Source organism: Sanguibacter massiliensis (assembly GCF_900240335.1).
Classification (GTDB): domain Bacteria; phylum Actinomycetota; class Actinomycetes; order Actinomycetales; family Cellulomonadaceae; genus Flavimobilis; species Flavimobilis massiliensis.
The window spans coordinates 694,260-714,518 of record NZ_LT964979.1 but is presented as its reverse complement, the minus strand read 5'-3'; the positions used below and the strand labels follow the sequence as shown (position 1 = coordinate 714,518).

The 20,259-nt window shown below is 72.3% G+C and carries 18 protein-coding genes; all 18 read right to left on the bottom strand.

Features of this window, described 5'->3' with window-relative positions; genetic code table 11:
- Positions 1–119 precede the first annotated feature (119 nt).
- Positions 120–2,390: a primosomal protein N' family DNA-binding protein gene (locus tag C1729_RS03370; RefSeq protein WP_129590658.1), complete on the bottom strand. Its 2,271-nt coding sequence runs from the start codon at positions 2,388–2,390 to the stop codon at positions 120–122.
- Between the two features lie 2 nt (positions 2,391–2,392).
- Positions 2,393–3,595: a methionine adenosyltransferase gene (gene metK / locus C1729_RS03365; RefSeq protein WP_102508640.1), complete on the bottom strand. Its 1,203-nt coding sequence runs from the start codon at positions 3,593–3,595 to the stop codon at positions 2,393–2,395.
- Positions 3,596–3,613: 18 nt separating this feature from the next.
- A complete protein-coding gene (locus tag C1729_RS03360) occupies positions 3,614–4,396 on the bottom strand; it encodes a 4'-phosphopantetheinyl transferase family protein (RefSeq protein ID WP_102508638.1) in 783 nt (260 codons plus the stop codon).
- Positions 4,389–5,582, bottom strand: a complete 1,194-nt coding sequence (gene coaBC / locus C1729_RS03355) for a bifunctional phosphopantothenoylcysteine decarboxylase/phosphopantothenate--cysteine ligase CoaBC (protein ID WP_102508636.1) — start codon at positions 5,580–5,582, stop codon at positions 4,389–4,391. The genes C1729_RS03360 and coaBC overlap by 8 nt, the downstream gene beginning before the upstream one ends.
- Positions 5,583–5,617: 35 nt before the next feature.
- Positions 5,618–5,890, bottom strand: a complete 273-nt coding sequence (rpoZ, locus tag C1729_RS03350; RefSeq protein ID WP_102510490.1) for a DNA-directed RNA polymerase subunit omega — start codon at positions 5,888–5,890, stop codon at positions 5,618–5,620.
- Positions 5,891–5,960: 70 nt separating this feature from the next.
- Positions 5,961–6,587, bottom strand: a complete 627-nt coding sequence (gene gmk, locus C1729_RS03345) for a guanylate kinase (protein ID WP_102510489.1) — start codon at positions 6,585–6,587, stop codon at positions 5,961–5,963.
- Position 6,588: 1 nt separating this feature from the next.
- Positions 6,589–6,900, bottom strand: a complete 312-nt coding sequence (mihF, locus tag C1729_RS03340) for an integration host factor, actinobacterial type (protein WP_102510488.1) — start codon at positions 6,898–6,900, stop codon at positions 6,589–6,591.
- Between the two features lie 160 nt (positions 6,901–7,060).
- Positions 7,061–7,921 (bottom strand): orotidine-5'-phosphate decarboxylase, encoded by an 861-nt coding sequence (gene pyrF, locus C1729_RS03335; RefSeq protein WP_277985801.1) that lies wholly within the window; start codon positions 7,919–7,921, stop codon positions 7,061–7,063.
- The gene (gene carB, locus C1729_RS03330; RefSeq protein ID WP_102508634.1) at positions 7,918–11,262 is read right to left on the bottom strand and encodes a carbamoyl-phosphate synthase large subunit; all 3,345 of its coding nucleotides are present in this window, start codon (positions 11,260–11,262) and stop codon (positions 7,918–7,920) included. The genes pyrF and carB overlap by 4 nt, the downstream gene beginning before the upstream one ends.
- A gap of 3 nt (positions 11,263–11,265) precedes the next feature.
- Complete coding sequence (gene carA / locus C1729_RS03325) at positions 11,266–12,519, bottom strand: glutamine-hydrolyzing carbamoyl-phosphate synthase small subunit (RefSeq protein ID WP_242493696.1); 1,254 nt, start codon at positions 12,517–12,519, stop codon at positions 11,266–11,268.
- Positions 12,516–13,055 (bottom strand): PH-like domain-containing protein, encoded by a 540-nt coding sequence (locus tag C1729_RS03320; RefSeq protein WP_102508632.1) that lies wholly within the window; start codon positions 13,053–13,055, stop codon positions 12,516–12,518. The genes carA and C1729_RS03320 overlap by 4 nt, the downstream gene beginning before the upstream one ends.
- Positions 13,055–14,404 (bottom strand): dihydroorotase, encoded by a 1,350-nt coding sequence (locus C1729_RS03315; RefSeq protein WP_102508630.1) that lies wholly within the window; start codon positions 14,402–14,404, stop codon positions 13,055–13,057. Before C1729_RS03315 ends, C1729_RS03320 begins: the two co-directional genes overlap by 1 nt.
- Entirely contained in the window at positions 14,401–15,423 is a 1,023-nt protein-coding gene (locus C1729_RS03310) for an aspartate carbamoyltransferase catalytic subunit (RefSeq protein ID WP_102508628.1), read from the bottom strand. The genes C1729_RS03315 and C1729_RS03310 overlap by 4 nt, the downstream gene beginning before the upstream one ends.
- Entirely contained in the window at positions 15,420–15,998 is a 579-nt protein-coding gene (gene pyrR / locus C1729_RS03305; protein ID WP_102508626.1) for a bifunctional pyr operon transcriptional regulator/uracil phosphoribosyltransferase PyrR, read from the bottom strand. The genes C1729_RS03310 and pyrR overlap by 4 nt, the downstream gene beginning before the upstream one ends.
- A 139-nt stretch (positions 15,999–16,137) precedes the next feature.
- Positions 16,138–16,557 carry a class Ib ribonucleoside-diphosphate reductase assembly flavoprotein NrdI gene (nrdI, locus tag C1729_RS03300; protein ID WP_102508624.1) on the bottom strand — a complete coding sequence of 140 codons (420 nt, stop codon included), beginning with the start codon at positions 16,555–16,557 and terminating at the stop codon, positions 16,138–16,140.
- Between the two features lie 245 nt (positions 16,558–16,802).
- Positions 16,803–17,714, bottom strand: a complete 912-nt coding sequence (locus C1729_RS03295) for a DUF559 domain-containing protein (protein ID WP_102508622.1) — start codon at positions 17,712–17,714, stop codon at positions 16,803–16,805.
- Between the two features lie 258 nt (positions 17,715–17,972).
- The gene (locus C1729_RS03290) at positions 17,973–19,712 is read right to left on the bottom strand and encodes an AMP-binding protein (protein ID WP_102508621.1); all 1,740 of its coding nucleotides are present in this window, start codon (positions 19,710–19,712) and stop codon (positions 17,973–17,975) included.
- Positions 19,713–19,842: 130 nt separating this feature from the next.
- Positions 19,843–20,259 (bottom strand): transcription antitermination factor NusB, encoded by a 417-nt coding sequence (nusB, locus tag C1729_RS03285; protein ID WP_102508619.1) that lies wholly within the window; start codon positions 20,257–20,259, stop codon positions 19,843–19,845.

Sequence of the window (20,259 nt, the reverse complement as noted above, 5' to 3'; positions counted from 1 at the left end):
TGCTCGTACTGCCTCCGTGCGTCGCTCCCAGTCCCCTACTGTGCCACGGGCAGAGGCTCGCTCCGGGATGCACGCCGCGGCGCCCGCGCCGAGATGACGCACGCCACGGGTAACTCGCGTCACACGAGGTCTGCGACGTCCATGTGGAGCCTCACCGTGCCAGCTCCGCGCCGTGCCCCGCGCCCGGCCACCCCAGCGCGCAACGACGCCGCGAGCAAGCGGCCCTCCCCGCGGGGCGCACGGACGATCGCCCGTACGTCACCGAGTTCACCGCCGAGCACGGGCGCTCCCCCGTCGGCCGGCGTCACCGGGACGGGGCCGAGCACCGTCGCCCCCGGGGGCAGGGTCGTCTCCGCAAGCACGGCCATGACTGCCTGCCGCGGACCTGTGAGCGCCCCGACGCGCACCGCCGGCGGCAGCCCGAGCTCGACCCGCTCGTCGAGCTCCCGGTCAGCGAGCCCCGCCGGGTCCCATCGCACGAGAGCTCCTGTGACGACCTCGTCACCGTCGCCGACGACCGCGACGACCCCGCCTGCTGTCGCAGGCCTCACGAGGCTCGCGGCCGTGAGCCAGCGGCGCACGGCATCCTGTCGCGTCCTCAGCTGCGTGCCAGCCGTCGCGACCCCGGCGTCGAGGAGCAGCGCCGCCGCGTACCCGCCGGCCGCGACCGGCTCGGCGCCCGGGGTTGCGACGACGAGCGCGGATGCACCCGACACCGTCGCGAGGACGCCCCCGGCCGACCGTGCCCCCGAGATCCGCACGGGAACGTTCGTGAAGGCACGCCCGAGCTCCTCCGCGGTGCGCTCGGAGCCGACGAGGACCGAGCGGAGCGTGCTCCCGTGGCAGCGGGGGCACGACCATGCGGCGGCGAGCCGACCGCACCACCGGCACTGGGGAGTCGAGGATCCGGACGCCAGACCGAGCGGACCGTGGCAGTCCGGGCAGTCCGCGGGTTCACGGCACGTCCCGCACGCGGTGACGGGCACGTAGCCCGCACGCGGCACCTGGACGAGGACCGGTCCCTGGGCGAGCCCCTCGCGCGCGATCCGCCACGCCGCCGACGGGATGCGCGCGACCGCCGCGGGCCCCTCGCGCGCGACCTCGACCCGGGTGAGGGCCTTCACCCGCGGTGCGCGCTCGCGGACGACGGCGCGGGCGGCACCGATCTCGTGGGCCCAGCCGGAACGCACGAGAGCCTGGGCCTCGACCGACCGACCGAGGCCCGCGACGAGCAGCGCGCACCCCTCGGTCTCCGAGCGCAGCGCGAGCACTTCCCGCACGTGCGGGTAGGGCGCGCGCTGCTCGGCGTGGAGCGGGTCGTCGTCCTCCCACACGACCGCGAGACCGAGCTCGGCGACGGGAGCGAACGCTGCGGCGCGCGTGCCGATGACGACGCGGGCATGGCCCCGCAGGGCGGCGAGGAAGGCCCGGTAGCGCTGGGCGGGGCCGTCGTCGGCGAGGAGGCGCACGTAGCCGTGGGCGCGTCCGTCATCGTCCGGGAGCGTCCGTCCGGACGCGGTCGCGTCGCGGAGCCCCGCCGCGTCGAGCGCGCGGCTCAGACGGTCGACGTCGCGCGCGTCCGGGAGCACGACGAGCACGCCGCGTCCGCCGTCGCGCACGACGCGGACCGCGCGCGCGACCATGTCCTCCCAGCCGTCGTCCGCGAGCACTGTGCCACCGGCCGCCCATCGGCCGGGAAGTGCCGACCACACCCCGCGCACGGCGGATCCCGAGGCGGCGTGCCGGAGGAACGCCTCTCCGCCGGCGAGCCCTGCCCACGGTCCGGCGTCCGTCGGCGCGGAGCCGTGCGGTGCGGAGACGACTGGTGCGGGCCCGTCCGCTGCGATGGGCGGACGGCTGACGGTGTGAGGCTGCTCGCCCGTGGTGACGGCGGTCTCGGCGAGCGGCTCGTCCTCGGTGCGGGCGTGCCGGGGCGGCACGGCGAGCCGGACGACGTCGCTCATCGAGCCCGCGTAGTGCTCGGCGACGACGCGGCAGAGCCGCGCCGAGGCGCTGGGCAGGACGGGCTCGGTCGACACGAGCCGTCGCAACGGGCGCAGCGTCCCCTCGTGCTCGCTCGTCGCCAGGCGCTCGAGCACGTAGCCGTCGACGTCCTGCGCGCCGAAGCGCACCTTGACGCGCACGCCGGCCGTGACGCCGTCGGCCATCGACATGGGGACGAGGTAGTCGTATGTGTGGTTGAGGCGCAGCACGGGCACCTCGACGACGACCCGCGCGACGGGGAGGTCGTCGGCCGCCGTGACGGCCTGCGCCCCCGGTGCGGGTCGTCGCCGGGGCGCAGGCATGCCGGGGAGCTCGAGCTGGTCGGGCTCGCCCGCGGCCGGTCCCTGCGCGGGCTCGGCGGGCTCCGTGCCCGCCGGACCCGTCACGGTCAGACGGCGGACCGCAGCGCGTCCACGCGGTCCGTGCGCTCCCACGTGAAGTCGGGGAGGTCACGGCCGAAGTGGCCGTACGCGGCAGTCGCCCGGTAGATCGGACGCAGGAGGTCGAGGTCGCGGACGATCGCGCCGGGACGCAGGTCGAAGACCTCGTTGATCGCGGCCGTGAGCCGCGGCAGCGGCACGGTCTCCGTGCCGAACGTCTCGACGTACACGCCGACGGGGTGTGCGCGGCCGATCGCGTACGCGACCTGGACCTCGCAGCGCTCTGCGAGCCCGGCCGCGACGACGTTCTTCGCGACCCAGCGCGTCGCGTACGCGGCCGAGCGGTCGACCTTCGACGGGTCCTTGCCGGAGAAGGCTCCGCCACCGTGCCGGGCCATGCCGCCGTACGTGTCGACGATGATCTTGCGACCCGTGAGGCCCGCGTCGCCCATGGGGCCACCGACGACGAAGATCCCGGTCGGGTTGACGTGGACCTTCGTCGCGCGCGTGTCGAGATCGAGCTGTGCGGCCTCGAGGACGGGAGCGATGACGAGGTCGCGCACCGCGCTCGTGAGCACGTCGTGGCGCACGTCCGGGTCGTGCTGCGTCGAGACGACGACCGTGTCGAGGGAGACGGCGCGTTCGCCGTCGTAGCCGATCGTCACCTGCGTCTTGCCGTCGGGGCGCAGCCCGGGAACCTCGCCCGAGCGGCGCACGTGGGCGAGACGCTCCGCGAGCCGGTGGCTGAGCCAGCCGGGCAGCGGCATGAGCTCGGCGGTGTCGGAGCACGCGTAGCCGAACATGAGGCCCTGGTCGCCCGCGCCCTGGAGGTCGAGCGGGTCGACGTCGCCCGCGTCGTTCGTACGCGACTCCTCGGACTTGTCGACGCCCTGCGCGATGTCCGGGGACTGCTGCCCGATCGAGACGGAGACGCCGCACGAGTCGCCGTCGAAGCCGATCGCGGACGACGTGTACCCGATCTCGCGGACGACGGAGCGGATGATCTGCGGGATCTCGACGTACGCGGACGTCGTCACCTCGCCAGCGACGTGGACGAGGCCGGTCGTCACCATGGTCTCGACGGCCACCCGCGCCTCGGTGTCCTGCTCGAGGATCGCGTCGAGGATGGCGTCGGAGATCTGGTCGCAGACCTTGTCCGGGTGGCCCTCGGTGACGGACTCGGAGGTGAACAGGCGGAGGTGGTCGGTCATGGTCGCCAATCCTAGACGTCAGGGACGGGACGCCCGCTCGAAGGTCGTGACGTGAGACGTCGCGGAGACGCCTGTGGTCAGGTCGACACGCCGCGGCTCGACGTCGCTCCCGACGAAGAGCGCGACCGTGGTGACGCCCGGGTCGTGGTCGACGCGCACGAGCGCGTCGAGCGCCCGCGCAGGGCTCGTCCTCACGCGGATCCGCGCGGTCGTGCGGTCGGACTCCCCCGGCGACCGGAGGCCGTCGGGCCCGACGACGGTCCGGCCGTGCTGCGTCGCGAGATCGCCCTGCCCGGCCTTGACGAGGGACTCCTTGACGCCCCACGCCTCGAGGAACGCGAGCTGCGGACGTGACGAGGATCGCACGAGCGCGGCCTCGTCGGCCGTGAGCGTGCGGTCGACGACGCGCGGCGGGACGGGCCGTCCGTCCGTGCGTTCGACGTCGACCCCGCACGGCACGCCCGCGACGACGGCGGCGACGGCCCCGCGGGTGTGCGCCCAGGCGAGGTGGACGTCCGGGTGCCCGGCGACGTGCGGGCGTCCGTGCGCCCCGCCGCAGCCCGCGCACGACTGCGCGGGGACGAGCACGCCGTCCTCCGTGCCAGTGGCGAGCGCGAGAGCCCGTCGGGCGAGGAGATGGGCAGCGCGGAAGTCGACCGCGTCCTCGGCCCGGACCATGCGTGCCGCCCGGGCCTCCTCGTCGACGCTCAGGGGAAGGTGACCAAGGACGTCGAGGACCTCGGTGCTCGGGGCGACGACGAGAAGCGGGTGGACGTGCGCCTTCGCGGCAGGCTCAGTCACGCGCGCGGAGCACCGCGTCCCACACTGCGTGGGCGACCGCGGCCTTCGAGCCGTCGGTCGACGCCACGGTGCTGCCGTCGCGGTCGAGGATCGTCACGGAGTTGTCGGACGAGCCGAACGTGCGCCCTCCGGAGACGTCGTTCGCGACGAGGAGGTCGGCGCACTTGCGCCGCGCCTTGGCGCGCGCGTGGTCGAGCACGGTGCCCTCGGCGTCGCCCGTCTCGGCGGCGAAGCCCACGACGGTCTGCCCGGGGCGGCGACGCTGGTGCGCGAGGTCCGCGAGGATGTCGGGGTTCTCGACGAGCCGTAGCACGGGCGGTTCACCGCCGTCGGTCTTCTTGATCTTGTCGCGCACGACGTTCTCGGGCCGGAAGTCGGCGACGGCGGCGGCCATGACGACGACGTCGGCGGTGCGCGCGGCCGTGTCCATCGCCGCGTGCATGTCACGGGCGCTGCTCACCCGGGTCACCTCGATGCCCGCGGGAACGTCGACGTCGATCGACGCGGCAACGAGACGGACGCGCGCGCCGCGTTCGTGGGCGGCACGTGCGAGCTCGACGCCCTGGCGACCGGTCGAGCTGTTGCCGAGGAACCGCACGGGGTCGATCGGCTCGATCGTGCCGCCCGCGCTCACGACGACCTCGAGGCCGGCAAGGTCCTGCGGGCGGACGAGGGCGAGCGCCGCCGCTGCGATGACGTCGGGCTCGGGCAGGCGGCCGGGGCCCGAGTCGGCGCCCGTGAGCCGGCCGACGGCCGGGTCGAGGACGGTGATACCGCGTTCGCGGAGCAGGGCGACGTTCGCTCGGGTCGCGGGGTGGTGCCACATCTCGGTGTGCATCGCAGGGGCGAGCAGCACGGGGCACGTCGCAGTGAGGAGCGTCGTCGTGAGGAGGTCGTCCGCGCGGCCCGAGGCCGCCCGGGCGAGGAGGTCGGCGGTCGCCGGAGAGACGACGACGAGGTCGGCCTCACGTCCGAGCCGGACGTGGGCGACCTCGTCGACGTCGTCGAAGATCTCGTGCGTGGCCTTCTCGCCCGAGAGGGCCTCCCATGTCGCGCGCCCGACGAACTCGAGGCTCGCCGCGGTGGGGATCACCCGCACCGAGTGGCCTGCCTCAGTGAGGAGGCGCAGCAGGAGCGCGCTCTTGTAGGCGGCGATGCCGCCCCCGACGCCGAGGATGATCCGCACCGCACGTCCTCCGGGGAAGTGGTCGAGCTGGGGCGTCAGGCCCCGGCGTCCTCGTTCTCGGTGAGCTCGAGGAGGCTCTGGTTGATCTCGCGCATCGCGATCGAGAGGGGCTTCTCCTGGACGCGCGTCTCAACCAGGGGTCCGACGTGCTCGAGGAGACCCTCGGAGAGCTGCGAGTAGTACGCGTTGATCTGGCGGGCCCGCTTCGCGGAGTAGACGACGAGCGCGTACTTCGAGCTGGCGTGCTCGAGGAGGTCGTCGATGGGCGGGTCGGTGATGCCCGTGGGCTGGGCAACGGTTCCGGACAAGATGATCTCCGCAACGTGTGATCGGTGGTGGAGGCCCGGCGCGGAGCGCACGAGCCGAAGGGTCATCCTATCAGCGCAGCGGCGCACCGTCCGCGACCGGGGTCGCTGGGCGCGGCGCAAGGCCGATGACACTCACGAGCTCGTCGGTCGCGCGCGTGACGACATCGTTGACGATGACGTGGTCGAACTCTGCCTCCGCGGCCATCTCGACGCGTGCCGTCGCGAGCCGACGCTCGCGCTCCTCAGGTCCCTCGGTGCCGCGTCCCACGAGCCGCCGCTCGAGCTCGTCCCAGCTCGGCGGCGCGAGGAACACGAAGCGCGCGTCCGGCATGGACTCCCGCACCTGACGTGCACCCTGGAGGTCGATCTCGAGGAGGACGGGCTCCCCCGCCGTAAGCCTCTCGTCGACCGGACCCCGCAACGTTCCATAGCGGTTCTGGCCGTGGACGACAGCGGTCTCAAGGAACTCGCCTGCGGCGAGCCTCCGCTCGAACTCCTCGGTCGTGAGGAACAGGTAGTGCACCCCGTCCACCTCCCCCGGGCGTGGCGCCCGTGTCGTCGCCGACACGGACAGCCACACCTCGGGATAACGCGCACGGAGGTCGGCGGAGACTGTGCCCTTGCCGACCGCTGTAGGCCCTGCGAGGACCGTGAGACGTGCAGGATCGCGGTCGCGGGGCGTTGTGGGAGCGGAGATGTCAGCCGAACCTCTCGATGAGGGCCTGTGCCTGGTGCGGGCCGAGGCCACGGACACGGCGCGACTGTGCGATCCCGACCTCGTCCATGATCGCCTGCGCCTTGACCTTGCCGACCCCCGGCAGCGACTCGAGCAGCGCGGTGACCTTCATCTTGCCGATGACGTCATCCGTCCTGCCCGCCTCGATGACGGAGGAGAGTGAACCCTGAGAGTACTTCAACCTGTTCTTGATCTCGGCGCGCACGCGTCGTGCCTCTGCTGCCTTCTCCAGAGCAGCGGCCCGCTGCTCCGGGGTCAACGGTGGGAGTGCCACGTTCATCACCTTCCTCGCGGTGGGCTGATAGTTGTGAACCTAGGCACATCTCTGCTGGTCGGCAACCAGAACGACGGGTGATGGACCCTGCCACGGACACCGGGAGCGGCCTCAGCACGCTGCTGGGGCCGCTCCCGGAGAGGGGTGAGAACGGGGTGGTTCAGCCGCGCAGAGCGCGGGCAGCCTCCCCCGCAGCCTCGAGCGCGGCAGCCCTGAGCGCGCCGACCTCCGGACCTGCGCGAAGAACGCCGCGCGACGAGGACGCGAGGACCGTCCGGCGGGCGTCGCCGAAGACGGCGCGCAGCTCGTCGGGCCCGGCACCCTGCGCGCCGACGCCCGGGGCGAGCAGCGGACCGTTGACGCCGACGAGATCCGTGCCGGTGCCCTGGGCGGCCGTGCCGATGGTCGCGCCGACGACGAGGCCGACCGACCCGAACGGCTCGGCCCCCGCGTTGAGCTCGCCGGCCGATGCGGCGATCGACGCCGCGACCGACGTCGTGCCCGCCCCCGCGCCACGCCGTGCGTGCTGGACGGACGCACCCTCCGGGTTCGACGTGAGGCACAGGACGAAGAGGCCACGGCCCGTCGCCGTCGCGAGCTCGACCGCTGGCGCGAGCGAGCCGAAACCGAGGAACGGCGACACGGTGAGCGCGTCGCCCGCGAGCGGCGAGCCGTCGCGGAGAAACGCCTCCGCGTACGCGCCCATGGTCGAGCCGATGTCGCCGCGCTTCGCGTCGACGATCGACAGCGTGCCCGTCTCGCGGGCCGCCGCGACGACCTCCTCGAGCACCGCGAGCCCTGCGGAGCCGTGACGCTCGAAGAATGCGGCCTGCGGCTTCACCGCGGCGACGCGCCCGCCGACGGCCTCGAGGACCCGCGAGGAGAACTCACGCAGACCTGCGGGGCTGTCGGGCAGCCCCCACGCCTCGAGGAGCGAGGCGTGGGGGTCGATGCCGACGCACAGCGGACCGTGCTCGTCCATGGCCGCCGCAAGTCGTGCGCCGAAGGGCACGACGCTCACGCGACGACCGCCGGGGTCGGCAGGTCGGACGCCGCGAGGGCCGCCATGTGCTCCTGGAGCGACGTGACCTCGAACGGCCCGGCGAGGACCGCTTCGATCGCCTGGACAGCCGCCGCGAGCTGCTGCGTCGTCGTGACGATCGCACGGTCCGCAGCCGTCGTCGCGGCGCGGATCTCGTAGCCGTCGGCGCGCGCGCCCTGGCCCGAGGGCGTGTTGACGACGAGGTCGATCTCGCCCGCGGAGATGAGGTCGACGATCGTCGGCTCCCCCGCCGGGCCACGGCCGTCGGACTGCTTGCGGACGACGCGCGTCGCGATGCCGTTGCGCTCGAGGACCGTCGCCGTGCCGGACGTCGAGAGGATCTCGAACCCGAGCTCGACGAGGCGCTTCACCGGGAAGACGATGTCGCGCTTGTCGCGGTCCGCGACCGAGACGAAAACAGAGCCGGACGTCGGCAGGCCGCCGAACGCTGCGGCCTGCGACTTCGCGAACGCCGTCGGGAACCGCTGGGAGAGACCCATGACCTCGCCCGTCGAGCGCATCTCCGGGCCGAGGACGGTGTCGACCGCGACGCCGTCCGCGGTGCGGAACCGCTTGAACGGGAGCACGGCCTCCTTGACGGCGATCGGCTGCGAGAGCTCGATGACTGCGGCGTCGCCCTCGGCGGGGAGGATACCGCTCGCACGCAGCTCGGCGATCGATTCCCCCACCATGACCTTGGCCGCCGCCTTCGCGAGCGAAACGCCCGTCGCCTTCGAGACGAACGGCACCGTGCGCGACGCGCGCGGGTTGGCCTCGAGGACGTAGAGGACGTCGCTCACGAGCGCGTACTGGACGTTGAGCAGGCCGCGCACGCCGACGCCGCGGGCGATCGCCTCGGTCGAGCGACGGATGCGGTCGAGTTCGGCCTGGCTGAGCGAGACGGGCGGCAGGACGCACGCCGAATCGCCCGAGTGGATGCCCGCCTCCTCGATGTGCTCCATGATGCCGCCGAGGTAGAGCTCGGTGCCGTCGTAGAGCGCGTCGACGTCGATCTCGAGCGCGTCATCGAGGAAGCGGTCGATGAGGATCGGGGCGACGCGGCCGCCCTGCTGCGCGGCCGAGCCGAGCGCGCGCTCGACGTAGCCCGTGAGCTGCTCCTCCGAGTAGACGATCTCCATGCCACGACCACCGAGGACGTACGAGGGACGCACGAGCACCGGGTAGCCGATGTCGGCGGCGATCTGGCGCGCCTGCGGGAGCGTCGTCGCCGTGCCGAACGCGGGGGCCGGCAGGCCGGCCTCCTCGAGGACCCGCCCGAAGACCGCGCGGTCCTCGGCCGCGTCGATCGCTTCGGGTTGCGTGCCGAGGATCGGCAGGCCCGCGTCGGCGAGGCGCTGCGCGAGGCTCAGCGGCGTCTGGCCACCGAGGGTGACGACGATGCCCTTGACCGGACCCGCGGCGAGCTCGGCCTCGTAGACCTCGAGGACGTCCTCGAAGGTGAGGGGCTCGAAGTAGAGGCGGTCGGAGGTGTCGTAGTCCGTCGAGACGGTCTCCGGGTTGCAGTTCACCATGATCGTCTCGTACTTCTCGGCGAGCGCGAGCGTCGCGTGCACGCACGAGTAGTCGAACTCGATGCCCTGACCGATGCGGTTGGGGCCCGAGCCGAGGATGATGACGGCCTCGCGCTCGCGCGGTGCGACCTCGGTCTCCTCGTCGTACGTCGAGTAGTGGTACGGGGTCGTCGCCGCGAACTCCGCGGCGCACGTGTCGACCGTCTTGAAGACGGGCCGCACGCCGAGCGCACGGCGCACCTCCCGGACCGTCGACTCCCCTGCGGGGCCGCGGATACCGCGCAGCGCGGCGACCTGGACGTCCGAGAGGCCGTGACGCTTGGCGAGCGTGAGGACGTCACGCGTGAGCGCGGGCGCCTGCGCGACCTGCTCGGCGACCTCGTTGACGAGCTCGATCTGGTCGAGGAACCACCGGTCGATCTTCGTCGCCTCGTAGACGGCCTCGATGCCCGCACCCGCGCGCAGCGCCTGCTGGACCTGGACGAGACGCTGCTCGGTCGGGCGCTTGATGGTCTCGAGCAGCTCGTCGAGCTCAGCACCCGACGGGGCCTCGCCGTCCCAGTGGAACGTCGTGCCGGACTTGTCGATCGAGCGCAGCGCCTTGCCGAGCGCCTCGGTGAAGTTGCGGCCGAGGGCCATGGCCTCACCGACCGACTTCATGGTCGTCGTGAGCGTGTCGTCGGCCGCCGGGAACTTCTCGAACGCGAAGCGCGGGACCTTGACGACGACGTAGTCGAGCGTCGGCTCGAACGATGCGGGCGTCGTGCCCGTGATGTCGTTGGTGATCTCGTCGAGCGTGTAGCCGATCGCGACCTTCGCCGCGATCTTGGCGATCGGGTAGCCCGTTGCCTTCGACGCGAGCGCCGAGGAGCGCGACACGCGCGGGTTCATCTCGATGACGACGACGCGGCCCGTCTCCGGGTGGATCGCGAACTGGATGTTGCAGCCACCCGTGTCGACGCCGACCTCGCGGATGATCGCGATGCCGATGTCACGGAGGTTCTGGTACTCGCGGTCCGTGAGGGTGAGCGAGGGCGCGACGGTCACCGAGTCGCCCGTGTGGACACCGACCGGGTCGACGTTCTCGATCGAGCAGATGACGACGACGTTGTCCGCCTTGTCGCGCATGAGCTCGAGCTCGTACTCCTTCCAGCCGAGGATCGACTCCTCGAGGAGCACCTCGGTCGTCGGCGAGTAGTGGAGGCCCTGGCCCGCGATGCGACGCAGGTCGGCCTCGTCGTACGCGATGCCCGAGCCGAGACCGCCCATCGTGAACGACGGGCGCACGACGAGCGGGTAGCCGAGGTCCTCGGCGGCCGTGAGGGCGTCCTCGATCGTGTGGACGATGTGCGAGCGCGCGGACTCGCCGCCGCACACCTCGACGACCTGCTTGAACTGCTCGCGGTCCTCGCCCTTCTGGATCGCGGGGATGTTCGCGCCGATGAGCTCGACGCCGTACTCCTCGAGGACACCGGCCTCGTCGAGCGCGATCGCTGCGTTGAGGGCCGTCTGGCCGCCGAGCGTCGCGAGGACCGCGTCGGGGCGCTCCTTGGCGATGATCGACGTGAGGACCTCGGTCGTGATGGGCTCGACGTACGTCGCGTCCGCGAAGCCGGGGTCCGTCATGATCGTGGCGGGGTTGGAGTTGAGGAGGATGACGCGCAGCCCCTCGTCCTTGAGCACGCGGCACGCCTGCGTGCCGGAGTAGTCGAACTCGCAGGCCTGGCCGATGACGATCGGGCCCGACCCGATGACCAGGACGCTCTGGATGTCGTTGCGACGAGGCACGGGTCAGTTCTCCTTGCTGGCGGTGGGCGTGACTGCGGTCGCGGCCGAGAGGCCGGCGGCGGTCTTCGCACCCGTGGTCATGAGGTCGATGAAGCGGTCGAAGAGGTAGGAGGCGTCGTGCGGGCCGGCCGCGGCCTCCGGGTGGTACTGCACCGAGAACGCGGGGATGTCGAGGCACTCGAGGCCCTCGACGACGTCGTCGTTGAGACCCACGTGGCTCACGACGACGCGGCCGTAGCGGCCGTCCGCGTGCGGGGCCGTCGACGTCTCGCCGATGGGCGCGTCGACCGCGAAGCCGTGGTTGTGGCTCGTGATCTCGACCTTGCGGGTCGCGAGGTCCATGACGGGCTGGTTGATGCCGCGGTGGCCGTAGGCGAGCTTGTAGGTGCCGTAGCCAAGTGCGCGGCCGAGGAGCTGGTTGCCGAAGCAGATGCCGAAGTACGGCACCTTCGCGTCGAGCACCTTGCGCAGGAGCGAGATCGGGCCGGTGGCGGTCGCCGGGTCGCCGGGGCCGTTCGAGAAGAACACGCCGTCGGGCGAGTACGCCATGAGCTCGTCGAACGTCGTCGCGGCGGGCACGATGTGCACGCGCACGCCGCGCTCGGCGAGGCGCGCGGGCGTCATCGACTTGATACCGAGGTCGAGGGCGACGACCGTCGCGACGGGCTCCTGCCCTTCGAAGCGGCCCGCGGGCTCGATCGTGTAGGCCGTGTTCGTCGACACCTCGGTCGCGAGGTCGGAACCTGCCATCTGAGGGCTGGCGAGGATCTCCTCGACGAGCGAGTCGATGCGGCGCGGGTGGCCGTCGACGCGCAGCGACGCGCCCGAGAAGATGCCGCCGCGCATGACGCCGCGCTCGCGCAGGTGCCGCGTGAGCGCCCGCGTGTCGATGTCGGAGATGCCGACGACGCCCTGGGCGGCGAGGTCGTCCGAGAGGTCGCCCTCCGAGCGCCAGTTCGAGGCGCGTCGCGCCGCGTCGCGGACGACGAAGCCGGCGACCCAGATGCGCACGGACTCGGGGTCCTCGCTGTTGACGCCGGTGTTGCCGATGTGCGGGGCGGTCATGACGACGATCTGGCGGTGGTACGACGGGTCGGTGAGCGTCTCCTGGTAGCCGGACATGCCGGTGTTGAAGACGATCTCGCCGAGGGTCGTGCCGACCGCGCCGAAGGCACGCCCTGCGAAGGCGCGGCCGTCCTCGAGGACGAGCACGGCGGCGTCGTCGTCGAGAGGCACGAGGTCGAGGGGCTGGTTCACTGCTGCTCCTTCGGTGCGGGGGCTGTGCTGAGGATCGAGCGGACGGCCTCGTCGAGGACGTCGCGCTCGGTGGAGTGGTCGGGGCGCAGCCCCGTGTCGAGGAGAACCTCGTGGCCGTCCGGGCCGCTCGAGGCCCAGGTGATGACGACGATCGACGCGTCGGCGACGAACTTGCCGACCATGCCCGAGGACCGGGCGACGCGGCGCAGGGTGCTCGCGGGCAGGACGAGGTCCGGCGCGCCGACGCGTTCGACGACGAGCGCGCGCTCGTGGACCGTCACTGTCGCGCGACCGCGGACGCCGAGCCCGTGGGCGGCGACGCGTTCGAGCCACTGCCCGTGGAACGTCGTGGCGACGTAGCTCGCGGCGATCGCGTCGGTGAGGGGCGCACCGCGCTCGGCGGGTGCGACGGGCAGCGCGCCGATCTCGAGCGCCGTGCGTGCGGAGCGTCGGCGCCAGCCGACGGCCATGCCGACGAGCGCCGCGACGGCGAGCACGGCGAGGACCGTGATCGTGACCTCGTGCGGGACACCCATCAGGCGATCGCTCCCTGCGGTGCGGGTTCGCCGGCGGGCGCGAGCGCCTCGCCGTCGAGGACCGTCGGACGTCCGCGGAGGAACGTCGCGACGACCTGGCCAGGCAGCTCGCGGCCTGCGAACGGCGAGTTGCGGCTCATCGTGCCCTGGAGCGCGGGGTCGACCGTGCGGCGCACCGTCGGGTCGACGAGCGTGAGATTCGCGGGCTCGCCCTCGGCGACAGGCCGGCCGTGCCGGTCGTCGACGCGGCCGATGCGCGCGGGGTTGGTCGAGAGCACCCGCGCGACGTCCTCCCAGGTGAGACGGCCCGTCTCGACCATCGTCTCCTGGACGACGGCGAGGGCCGTCTCGAGGCCGGTCATGCCGAACGCCGCGGCGTCCCACTCGCAGTCCTTGTCCTCGACCGGGTGCGGGGCGTGGTCGGTCGCGACGATGTCGATCGTGCCGTCCGCGAGGCCCTCGCGGACCGCCTCGACGTCCTCGGCGGTGCGCAGCGGCGGGTTGACCTTGAAGACCGGGTCGTAGCCGCGTGCGAGCTCGTCGGTGAGGACGAGGTGGTGCGGCGTGACCTCAGCGGTGACGGGCAGGCCGCGGGACTTCGCCCAGCGGACGATCTCGACCGAGCCGGCCGTCGAGAGGTGGCACACGTGGAGGCGTGAGCCGACGTGCTCCGCGAGCAGGACGTCGCGCGCGATGATCGCCTCCTCGGCGACCGCGGGCCAGCCGCGCAAGCCGATCTCGGCGGAGACGACACCCTCGTGCATCTGCGAGCCCTCGGTGAGCCGCGGCTCCTGGGAGTGCTGCGCGACGACGCCGTCGAACGCCTTGACGTACTCGAGGGCGCGGCGCATGAGCACGGGGTCGTGGACGCACTTGCCGTCGTCGGAGAAGACGCGGACGCGCGCGGCCGAGGACGCCATGGCGCCGAGCTCGGCGAGCTGCTCCCCCGCGAGGCCGACGGAGACGGCGCCGACCGGGAAGACGTCGACCCAGCCCGCGTCGTTGCCGAGGCGCCACACCTGCTCGACGACGCCCGCGGTGTCCGCGACGGGCGTCGTGTTCGCCATGGCGTGCACGGCCGTGAAGCCGCCGAGGGCAGCGGCGCGCGTGCCCGTGAGGACCGTCTCCGCGTCCTCTCGGCCGGGCTCGCGCAGGTGCGTGTGGAGATCGACGAGCCCGGGCAGGAGGACCTTGTCGGTCGCGTCGATGACGAGCGCACCCTCGGGCGCCTCGAGCGAACCGGCTGGCGCCACCTTGGCGACGACTCCGTCCGCGAGGATGACGTCCTGGGGCTCGCCACCGAGGATGCGCGCCGCCGTGAGGAGGACGGGTCGGTTGTGGGCGGTCATGCGAGCTCCTTCGACGTGGGGACGGGGGCCGCGGTGCCGGAGCCCGCGAGCGTGAGGTAGAGGACGGCCATGCGGACCGCGACGCCGTTGGAGACCTGCTCGACGACGACCGAGCGTGCCGCGTCGGCGGCCTGCGCGGAGATCTCGAGCCCACGGTTCATGGGGCCGGGGTGCATGATGACCGCGTGCTCGGCGAGGGTCGCGAGGCGCCGCTGGTCGAGGCCGTAGAGCCGTGAGTACTCGAGCGGGCTCGGGAAGTAGCCGCCGCCTCCGGCGCTCATGCGCTCGCGCTGGACCCGGAGCATCATTACCGCGTCGGGGCGCTCCGCGAGCGTCGCGTCGAGGTCGTAGCTCACGGTGCACGGCCACGTCCCGACGCCGACGGGCACGAGCGTCGGCGGCGCGACGAGGGTGACCTCGGCGCCGAGGGTCGTGAGGAGCTGGACGTTCGAGCGCGCGACACGCGAGTGCAGGACGTCACCGACGATCGCGACCTTGAGACCCGCGAGGTCCCGCCCGACACCGCGGCGCGCGTCGAAGCTCTCGCCCGAGCCTGCGACGCCACGCTCGGCGAGGTGCCGGCGGATCGTGAACGCGTCGAGCAGCGCCTGCGTCGGGTGCTGGTGCGTGCCGTCGCCCGCGTTGACGACGGCGGCGTCGACCCAGCCCGCGTGCGCGAGCAGGTGCGGCGCGCCCGACGCGTGGTGACGGATGACGATGCCGTCCGCGCCCATCGCCTGGAGCGTGAGCGCCGTGTCCTTGAGGGACTCGCCCTTGGAGACGCTCGAGCCCTTCGCGGAGAAGTTGATGACGTCGGCGCTCAGCCGCTTGGCCGCCGTCTCGAAGGAGATGCGTGTGCGCGTCGAGTCCTCGAAGAAGAGGTTGACGACCGTGCGGCCACGGAGCGTCGGGAGCTTCTTGATCTCGCGGGACTGCGTCGCGGCCATCTCGGCGGCCGTATCGAGGACGTGGACGGCGTCCGCGCGCGTGAGGTCGCGCGCGTCGAGGAGGTGTCTCATGCGTGGGCCTCCCCTGCGGTGATCGTCACGGCGTCGGTCCCGTCGATCTCCTCGACGAGCACGGCGACGCGCTCGCTCAGGGACGTCGGGAGGTTCTTGCCGACGAAGTCGGGCCGGATCGGCAGCTCGCGGTGGCCGCGGTCGACGAGGGTCGCGAGCTGCACGGCGCGCGGGCGGCCGAGGTCCTTGATCGCGTCGAGCGCCGCCCGGATGGTGCGGCCGGAGAAGAGCACGTCGTCGACGAGGACGACAACCTTGCCGTCGATGCCCTCGGCCGGGAGCGTCGTCGTGCCGATCGGCCGCGTGGGGTGACGGTGGAGGTCGTCGCGGTACATCGTGATGTCGAGCTCGCCGACGAGGTGCGCGGCGTCGAGGCTCGGCTCGACCGCAGCGAGGCGCTCAGCGAGCCGGTGCGCGAGCGGGAGGCCACGCGTCGGGATGCCGAGGAGGACGACGTCGTCGCCACCCTTGTTGCGCTCGAGGATCTCGTGCGCGATGCGGGTGAGCGCTCGGCCGATCTCGGGGGCGCCGAGGACTGTCGTCACGGCGTCTTCGGGCATGGGTGCGCCAGCCATGTGGCGACCTCCTTCTCCGCCTCTCTGGACGGTCTGTTAAAGGAAAGCCTGTCGGTCGCCGACTCTACGCCCGGGTTGTGCCCGCGCGACGGTCCGTCCACGGAGCGGAAGGTGTGGCGTGCGCCACTGCCGTTCGCTGTCAGCCGCGGTGCGTTGCGTCGAGTGCAGCGTCGAGCTCGTCGAGGATCGCGCGCGCGTCCTCGACGTCCCACTGGGTCCCCTGAAGCTCGAACTCGAAGAGCACCGGACGGCCCGAGACGCGCGCGATCGTGCGCGCGGCTGCCTGGTAGTGCTCGCCGAAGTTGCGGTTGCCGGAGCCCATGACGCCGACGAGGCGCCGACGCGTCGCAGGGTTGCGCAGGAAGCGGCGGACGGGCTCGGGAATCGTGTCGTTCTCAGGGTTGCCGGTCTTGTACGACGGCGTCACGAGTACCCAAGGCCCGTCGGGCACGGACCGCCGGACCTCTCGGTCGCCGAGGTCGTGGGCAGGGCGGCCAAGCCGTTGCGCGAACTGCTTGACCATGCCTGACGCGCTCGACGCGTAGTAGATCTCGATCATCGTGCCCTCCTCCCCCACCCTCGCCCGACCGGGGTGCGCGGCGCAGGGACGAAGGTCCCGTGCCAGACTGGCGCGGTCCGCAGCCGTGCGAGGACATTGCGCGCCGGCACCTCCGGGGGGTGCTCGCGCGCAAGCTGCCGGAGGGAGCGCTTTCCCTCCCCGAGGCACCTTGCGCTGAGGCACCTCGAGGGGGTGCTCGCGCGCAACGTGAAGCACTGCGCGCGGCGCTGCCAACGCCGGTCATGTCAACGGCGCCCAGCGCGCAGCCGCATGAGCTCGCTCCGCACCTGGGCGACGAACCGGTCCGGCTGATTGACGATGTCGTCCCACGTATAGGAGAGCACTGTGCAACCGACCGCGACGAGCCGGTTACGGCGCCGGTTGTCCTGGATGATCGAGCGGCGATGGAACTCGACCCCGTCGATCTCGACGACGAGCCGTACGTCCTTGAAGCAGATATCGACGACACCGATGAGTCCCTCAGCGTCGCGCACGCTCACGCCAGCGTCCCATCCAGTAATCCCGGCCTCCTGCAGCAGCAGGTGAGCACGACGTTCGGCTTCGCTCACGGCACCCGTGGCACCCCAGGCGTGCAGCTCCCTGAGCTGCCGGTTGCCGCGACGGCGCGGGTGGGCCTCGATGTCCTCGCGGAGGAGATCGAGCGAGAGGATCCGGCGCGTTGTCGCCCACGCCCAGAGGTTCTCCGCCTGCCTGCGCGGCAGCTCGGCGAGCGCTTGGAGGTAGGCCCGGTGTTCGACGACGACGTTCCACCCGGGCGACTCCATGGTCTCGGCCGGATCGATCTCGACGAAGCGCGGTCGAAGACCCCGGAACGTCCTCGTCGTCGGGACCAGCCCCGCGACGTCGACGACCGTCGGGAGAGCGATGGGCGCCCCGTGGAAGGCTGCTGCGGCCGCGCCGACGACGACAGCGTCCGCCCAAGTGAGGCGCGCGGCACCGACGAGCATCCGCGCGTCGACCGGCCGGTCGCGATGCCGGAGCGCTGCTCCGACGACGGGAACCCAGATGCCTCGCTCGACGCGTCGGCGGACCTGACCACGGGACGCGCCCGCCGCCCGCGCCTGTTCACGGGTGAAGGCACGGCCGGTCGTCACCGCATCACGCGGAGTCCAGCGAAGGTCGTCGGAGGGTCGCATGGGTCGAGAATGCCCCGAAACCTGGTCGATGCGCTGACCGGGACGTCGGTCTGTGGACGAGCGACGCGATGATGCCTCGTCCCGGCGCAGAGTCTTGCGCGGCTGCACCTCCCAGAGGTGCGCCGACGCAAGCCCTCGTCCCGAGGTAGAGACCGGGCGACAGTAGCGTGCGCGGCTGCACCTCCGAGAGGTGCTCCGGCGCAAGAACCGGGACGGAGCGCAGCCCGGACCGTGCAGGCCAGCCCCGGAACGGCCCGGCTACTCCGACTTGCGCGCCATGATGTCGTCGCGGACGACGCGACGCAGGACCTTGCCGATCTGCGAGCGGGGCAGCTCGGTGACGATCTCGAGCTGCTTGGGCAGCGCGTAGCGCGCAAGCTTCTCCTCGCCCCAAGCGCGCACCTGCGCGAGGTCGATCGCGGCGGCGACGTCGGTCGCGAGGACGATCGCGGCGACGACGCGCTCGCCGAGGTCTCCCCCCGGCACGCCGACAACGGCGACGTCCTCGATGCCGGGCATCGCACGCAGGTGGTCCTCGACCTGCGACGGGTACACCTTGAACCCGCCGGAGATGATCATCTCCTTGATGCGGTCGACGAGCTTGACGAACCCGTCGGGCTGCACCACGACGACGTCGCCCGTGCGGATCCACGTGCGGCCGTCGATCTCGACGAGGCTCTCAGCGGTCTCCTCGGGCCGGTTCCAGTAGCCCTGGAAGACCTGGGGACCGGAGATGAGCAGCTCGCCCCGCTCGCCTGCGGGGGCGAGGACCTGCGGGTCTTCCTGGTCGGTGACGCGGATGTACGTCGACGGGAAGGGCAGGCCGAGCGTCCCGGGCTGGCGTGCGTCGGAGCACGGCGAGCCGAGCGCGACGGGCGACGTCTCCGTCATGCCGTAACCCTCGATCGCGAGGCCTCCCGTTGCGGCCTCCCACGCGGACGCGACGGCTGCGGGCAGCGGCATCGCGCCGCAGATGGCGAACTGGAACGTCGTGAGGTCGACGCCGGCGGCGGGTGCGGCCTTGGCGATGCGGTCGAGCATGGGCGGCACAGCGGGCAGGAACGTGCCGGGGACGCGCTTCTGCGCGGCGAGGAACTGCGCGACGTCGAACTTCGGCAGGAGGACGAGGGTCGCGCCGATGCGCAGGGCGAACGAGAGGCACAACGTGAGGCCGAACGCGTGGAAGAAGGGCAGGACGCCGTAGACGACGTCGTCGGAGAGGCCACGCCGGGGTCCGTCGGCCGTGTCGAGGCCCTGCTGGGTCCACTCCTGGCCCTGGAGGGCGTTGACGACGAGGTTGCGATGCGTGAGCATCGCGGCCTTGGGCGTGCCCGTCGTGCCGCCCGTGTACTGGAGCAGCGCGAGGTCGTCGGGTCCGGGTGACGGGTAGCTCGCCGGGACGGGGCGGGCGTCGCGGAGCAGCTCCTCCCAGCGGGGCGTGCCGTCGGGGACGTCGCCGCGCATCTGTCCGCGCAGGGCGCGGGCGGTGGCGACGGGGAGCTTGAGGGCGAGGCGCTTGGCGCCGGGCAGGTCGCGCGTGAGGTCGACGGCGACGACGGTCTCGACGCCGGCGTCGGCCTGGACGGTGAGGAGTCGCGCTGCTGTGGGCTCCCACGCGATCGCGACCTTGGCGCCCGAGTCGGCGATCTGGTGCGCGAGCTCGTCGCGCGTGTACGTGGGGTTGCACTCGACGACGACGCCGCCGACGCGCAGGACAGCGTAGAACGCGACGACGTGCGTCGGGCAGTTCGGCAATGCGATCGCGACCCTGTCCCCCGGCGCGACGCCGAGGCGGGTGAGGACGCCAGCGGCTCGTGCGACGTCTTCGGCGAGCTGGCGGTAGGTGGTGCGTCGTCCGAGGAAGTCGAGCGCGATGCGGTCAGGGAACGCGGCAGCGTTGCGCTCGATGACGGCGTGGAGGGGCTCGTCGGGAACGTCGACGTCGGCGGCGACGCCGGGTGCGTACGAGCTGAGCCAGGGACGGTCGGCAAGATCCATGCAGCAAGGCTAACCTACGGCGCCGTAGGTTACGTTCGCGTAGGTGCGACGACTAGGGAGCGTGCCCCTGCCCGCAACGGTCAGGGCCCCGCTCCCGCGCGGGGAGCAGGGCCCTGATCGAGCGGGACGCTCAGCCGAGCAGCGTCGGCTTGAGCTCCATGACGCGCGCGAGCAGACCGTTGACGAAGCTCGGCGACTCGTCGGTCGACAGCGCCGAGGCGAGCTCGACGGCCTCGTCGATCGCGACCGCGTCCGGGACATCGTCGTTGAAGACGATCTCCCACGTCGCGAGCCGCAGGATCGCGCGGTCGACCGCAGGCATGCGGTCCAGCGTCCAGCCGTTCGAGTACGTCTCGAGCACCTCGTCGATGCGTGCCGCGTGAGCGTCGTACCCCTCGATAAGCTCGCACGCGTACTGCGGGAGCGCTGCCTCCGTCCCGGGGGACGCGATGCGGTCGGCGAGCATCGTCAACGGTGCGACGTCACGCTGCTCGGCCTCGAAGAGGACGTCGACGGCCCGCTTGCGGGCCTTGCTCCGGGCTGCCAC

Coding starts and splice junctions, on each gene's coding strand:
- C1729_RS03315 (WP_102508630.1), bottom strand. CDS start 14,404: ATGACCGCCCACAACCGACCCGTCCTCCTCACGGCGGCGCGCATCCTC.
- nrdI (WP_102508624.1), bottom strand. CDS start 16,557: ATGATCGAGATCTACTACGCGTCGAGCGCGTCAGGCATGGTCAAGCAG.
- C1729_RS03290 (WP_102508621.1), bottom strand. CDS start 19,712: ATGGATCTTGCCGACCGTCCCTGGCTCAGCTCGTACGCACCCGGCGTC.
- metK (WP_102508640.1), bottom strand. CDS start 3,595: ATGACCGACCACCTCCGCCTGTTCACCTCCGAGTCCGTCACCGAGGGC.
- pyrR (WP_102508626.1), bottom strand. CDS start 15,998: ATGGCTGGCGCACCCATGCCCGAAGACGCCGTGACGACAGTCCTCGGC.
- C1729_RS03320 (WP_102508632.1), bottom strand. CDS start 13,055: ATGGGTGTCCCGCACGAGGTCACGATCACGGTCCTCGCCGTGCTCGCC.
- C1729_RS03295 (WP_102508622.1), bottom strand. CDS start 17,714: ATGCGACCCTCCGACGACCTTCGCTGGACTCCGCGTGATGCGGTGACG.
- C1729_RS03310 (WP_102508628.1), bottom strand. CDS start 15,423: ATGAGACACCTCCTCGACGCGCGCGACCTCACGCGCGCGGACGCCGTC.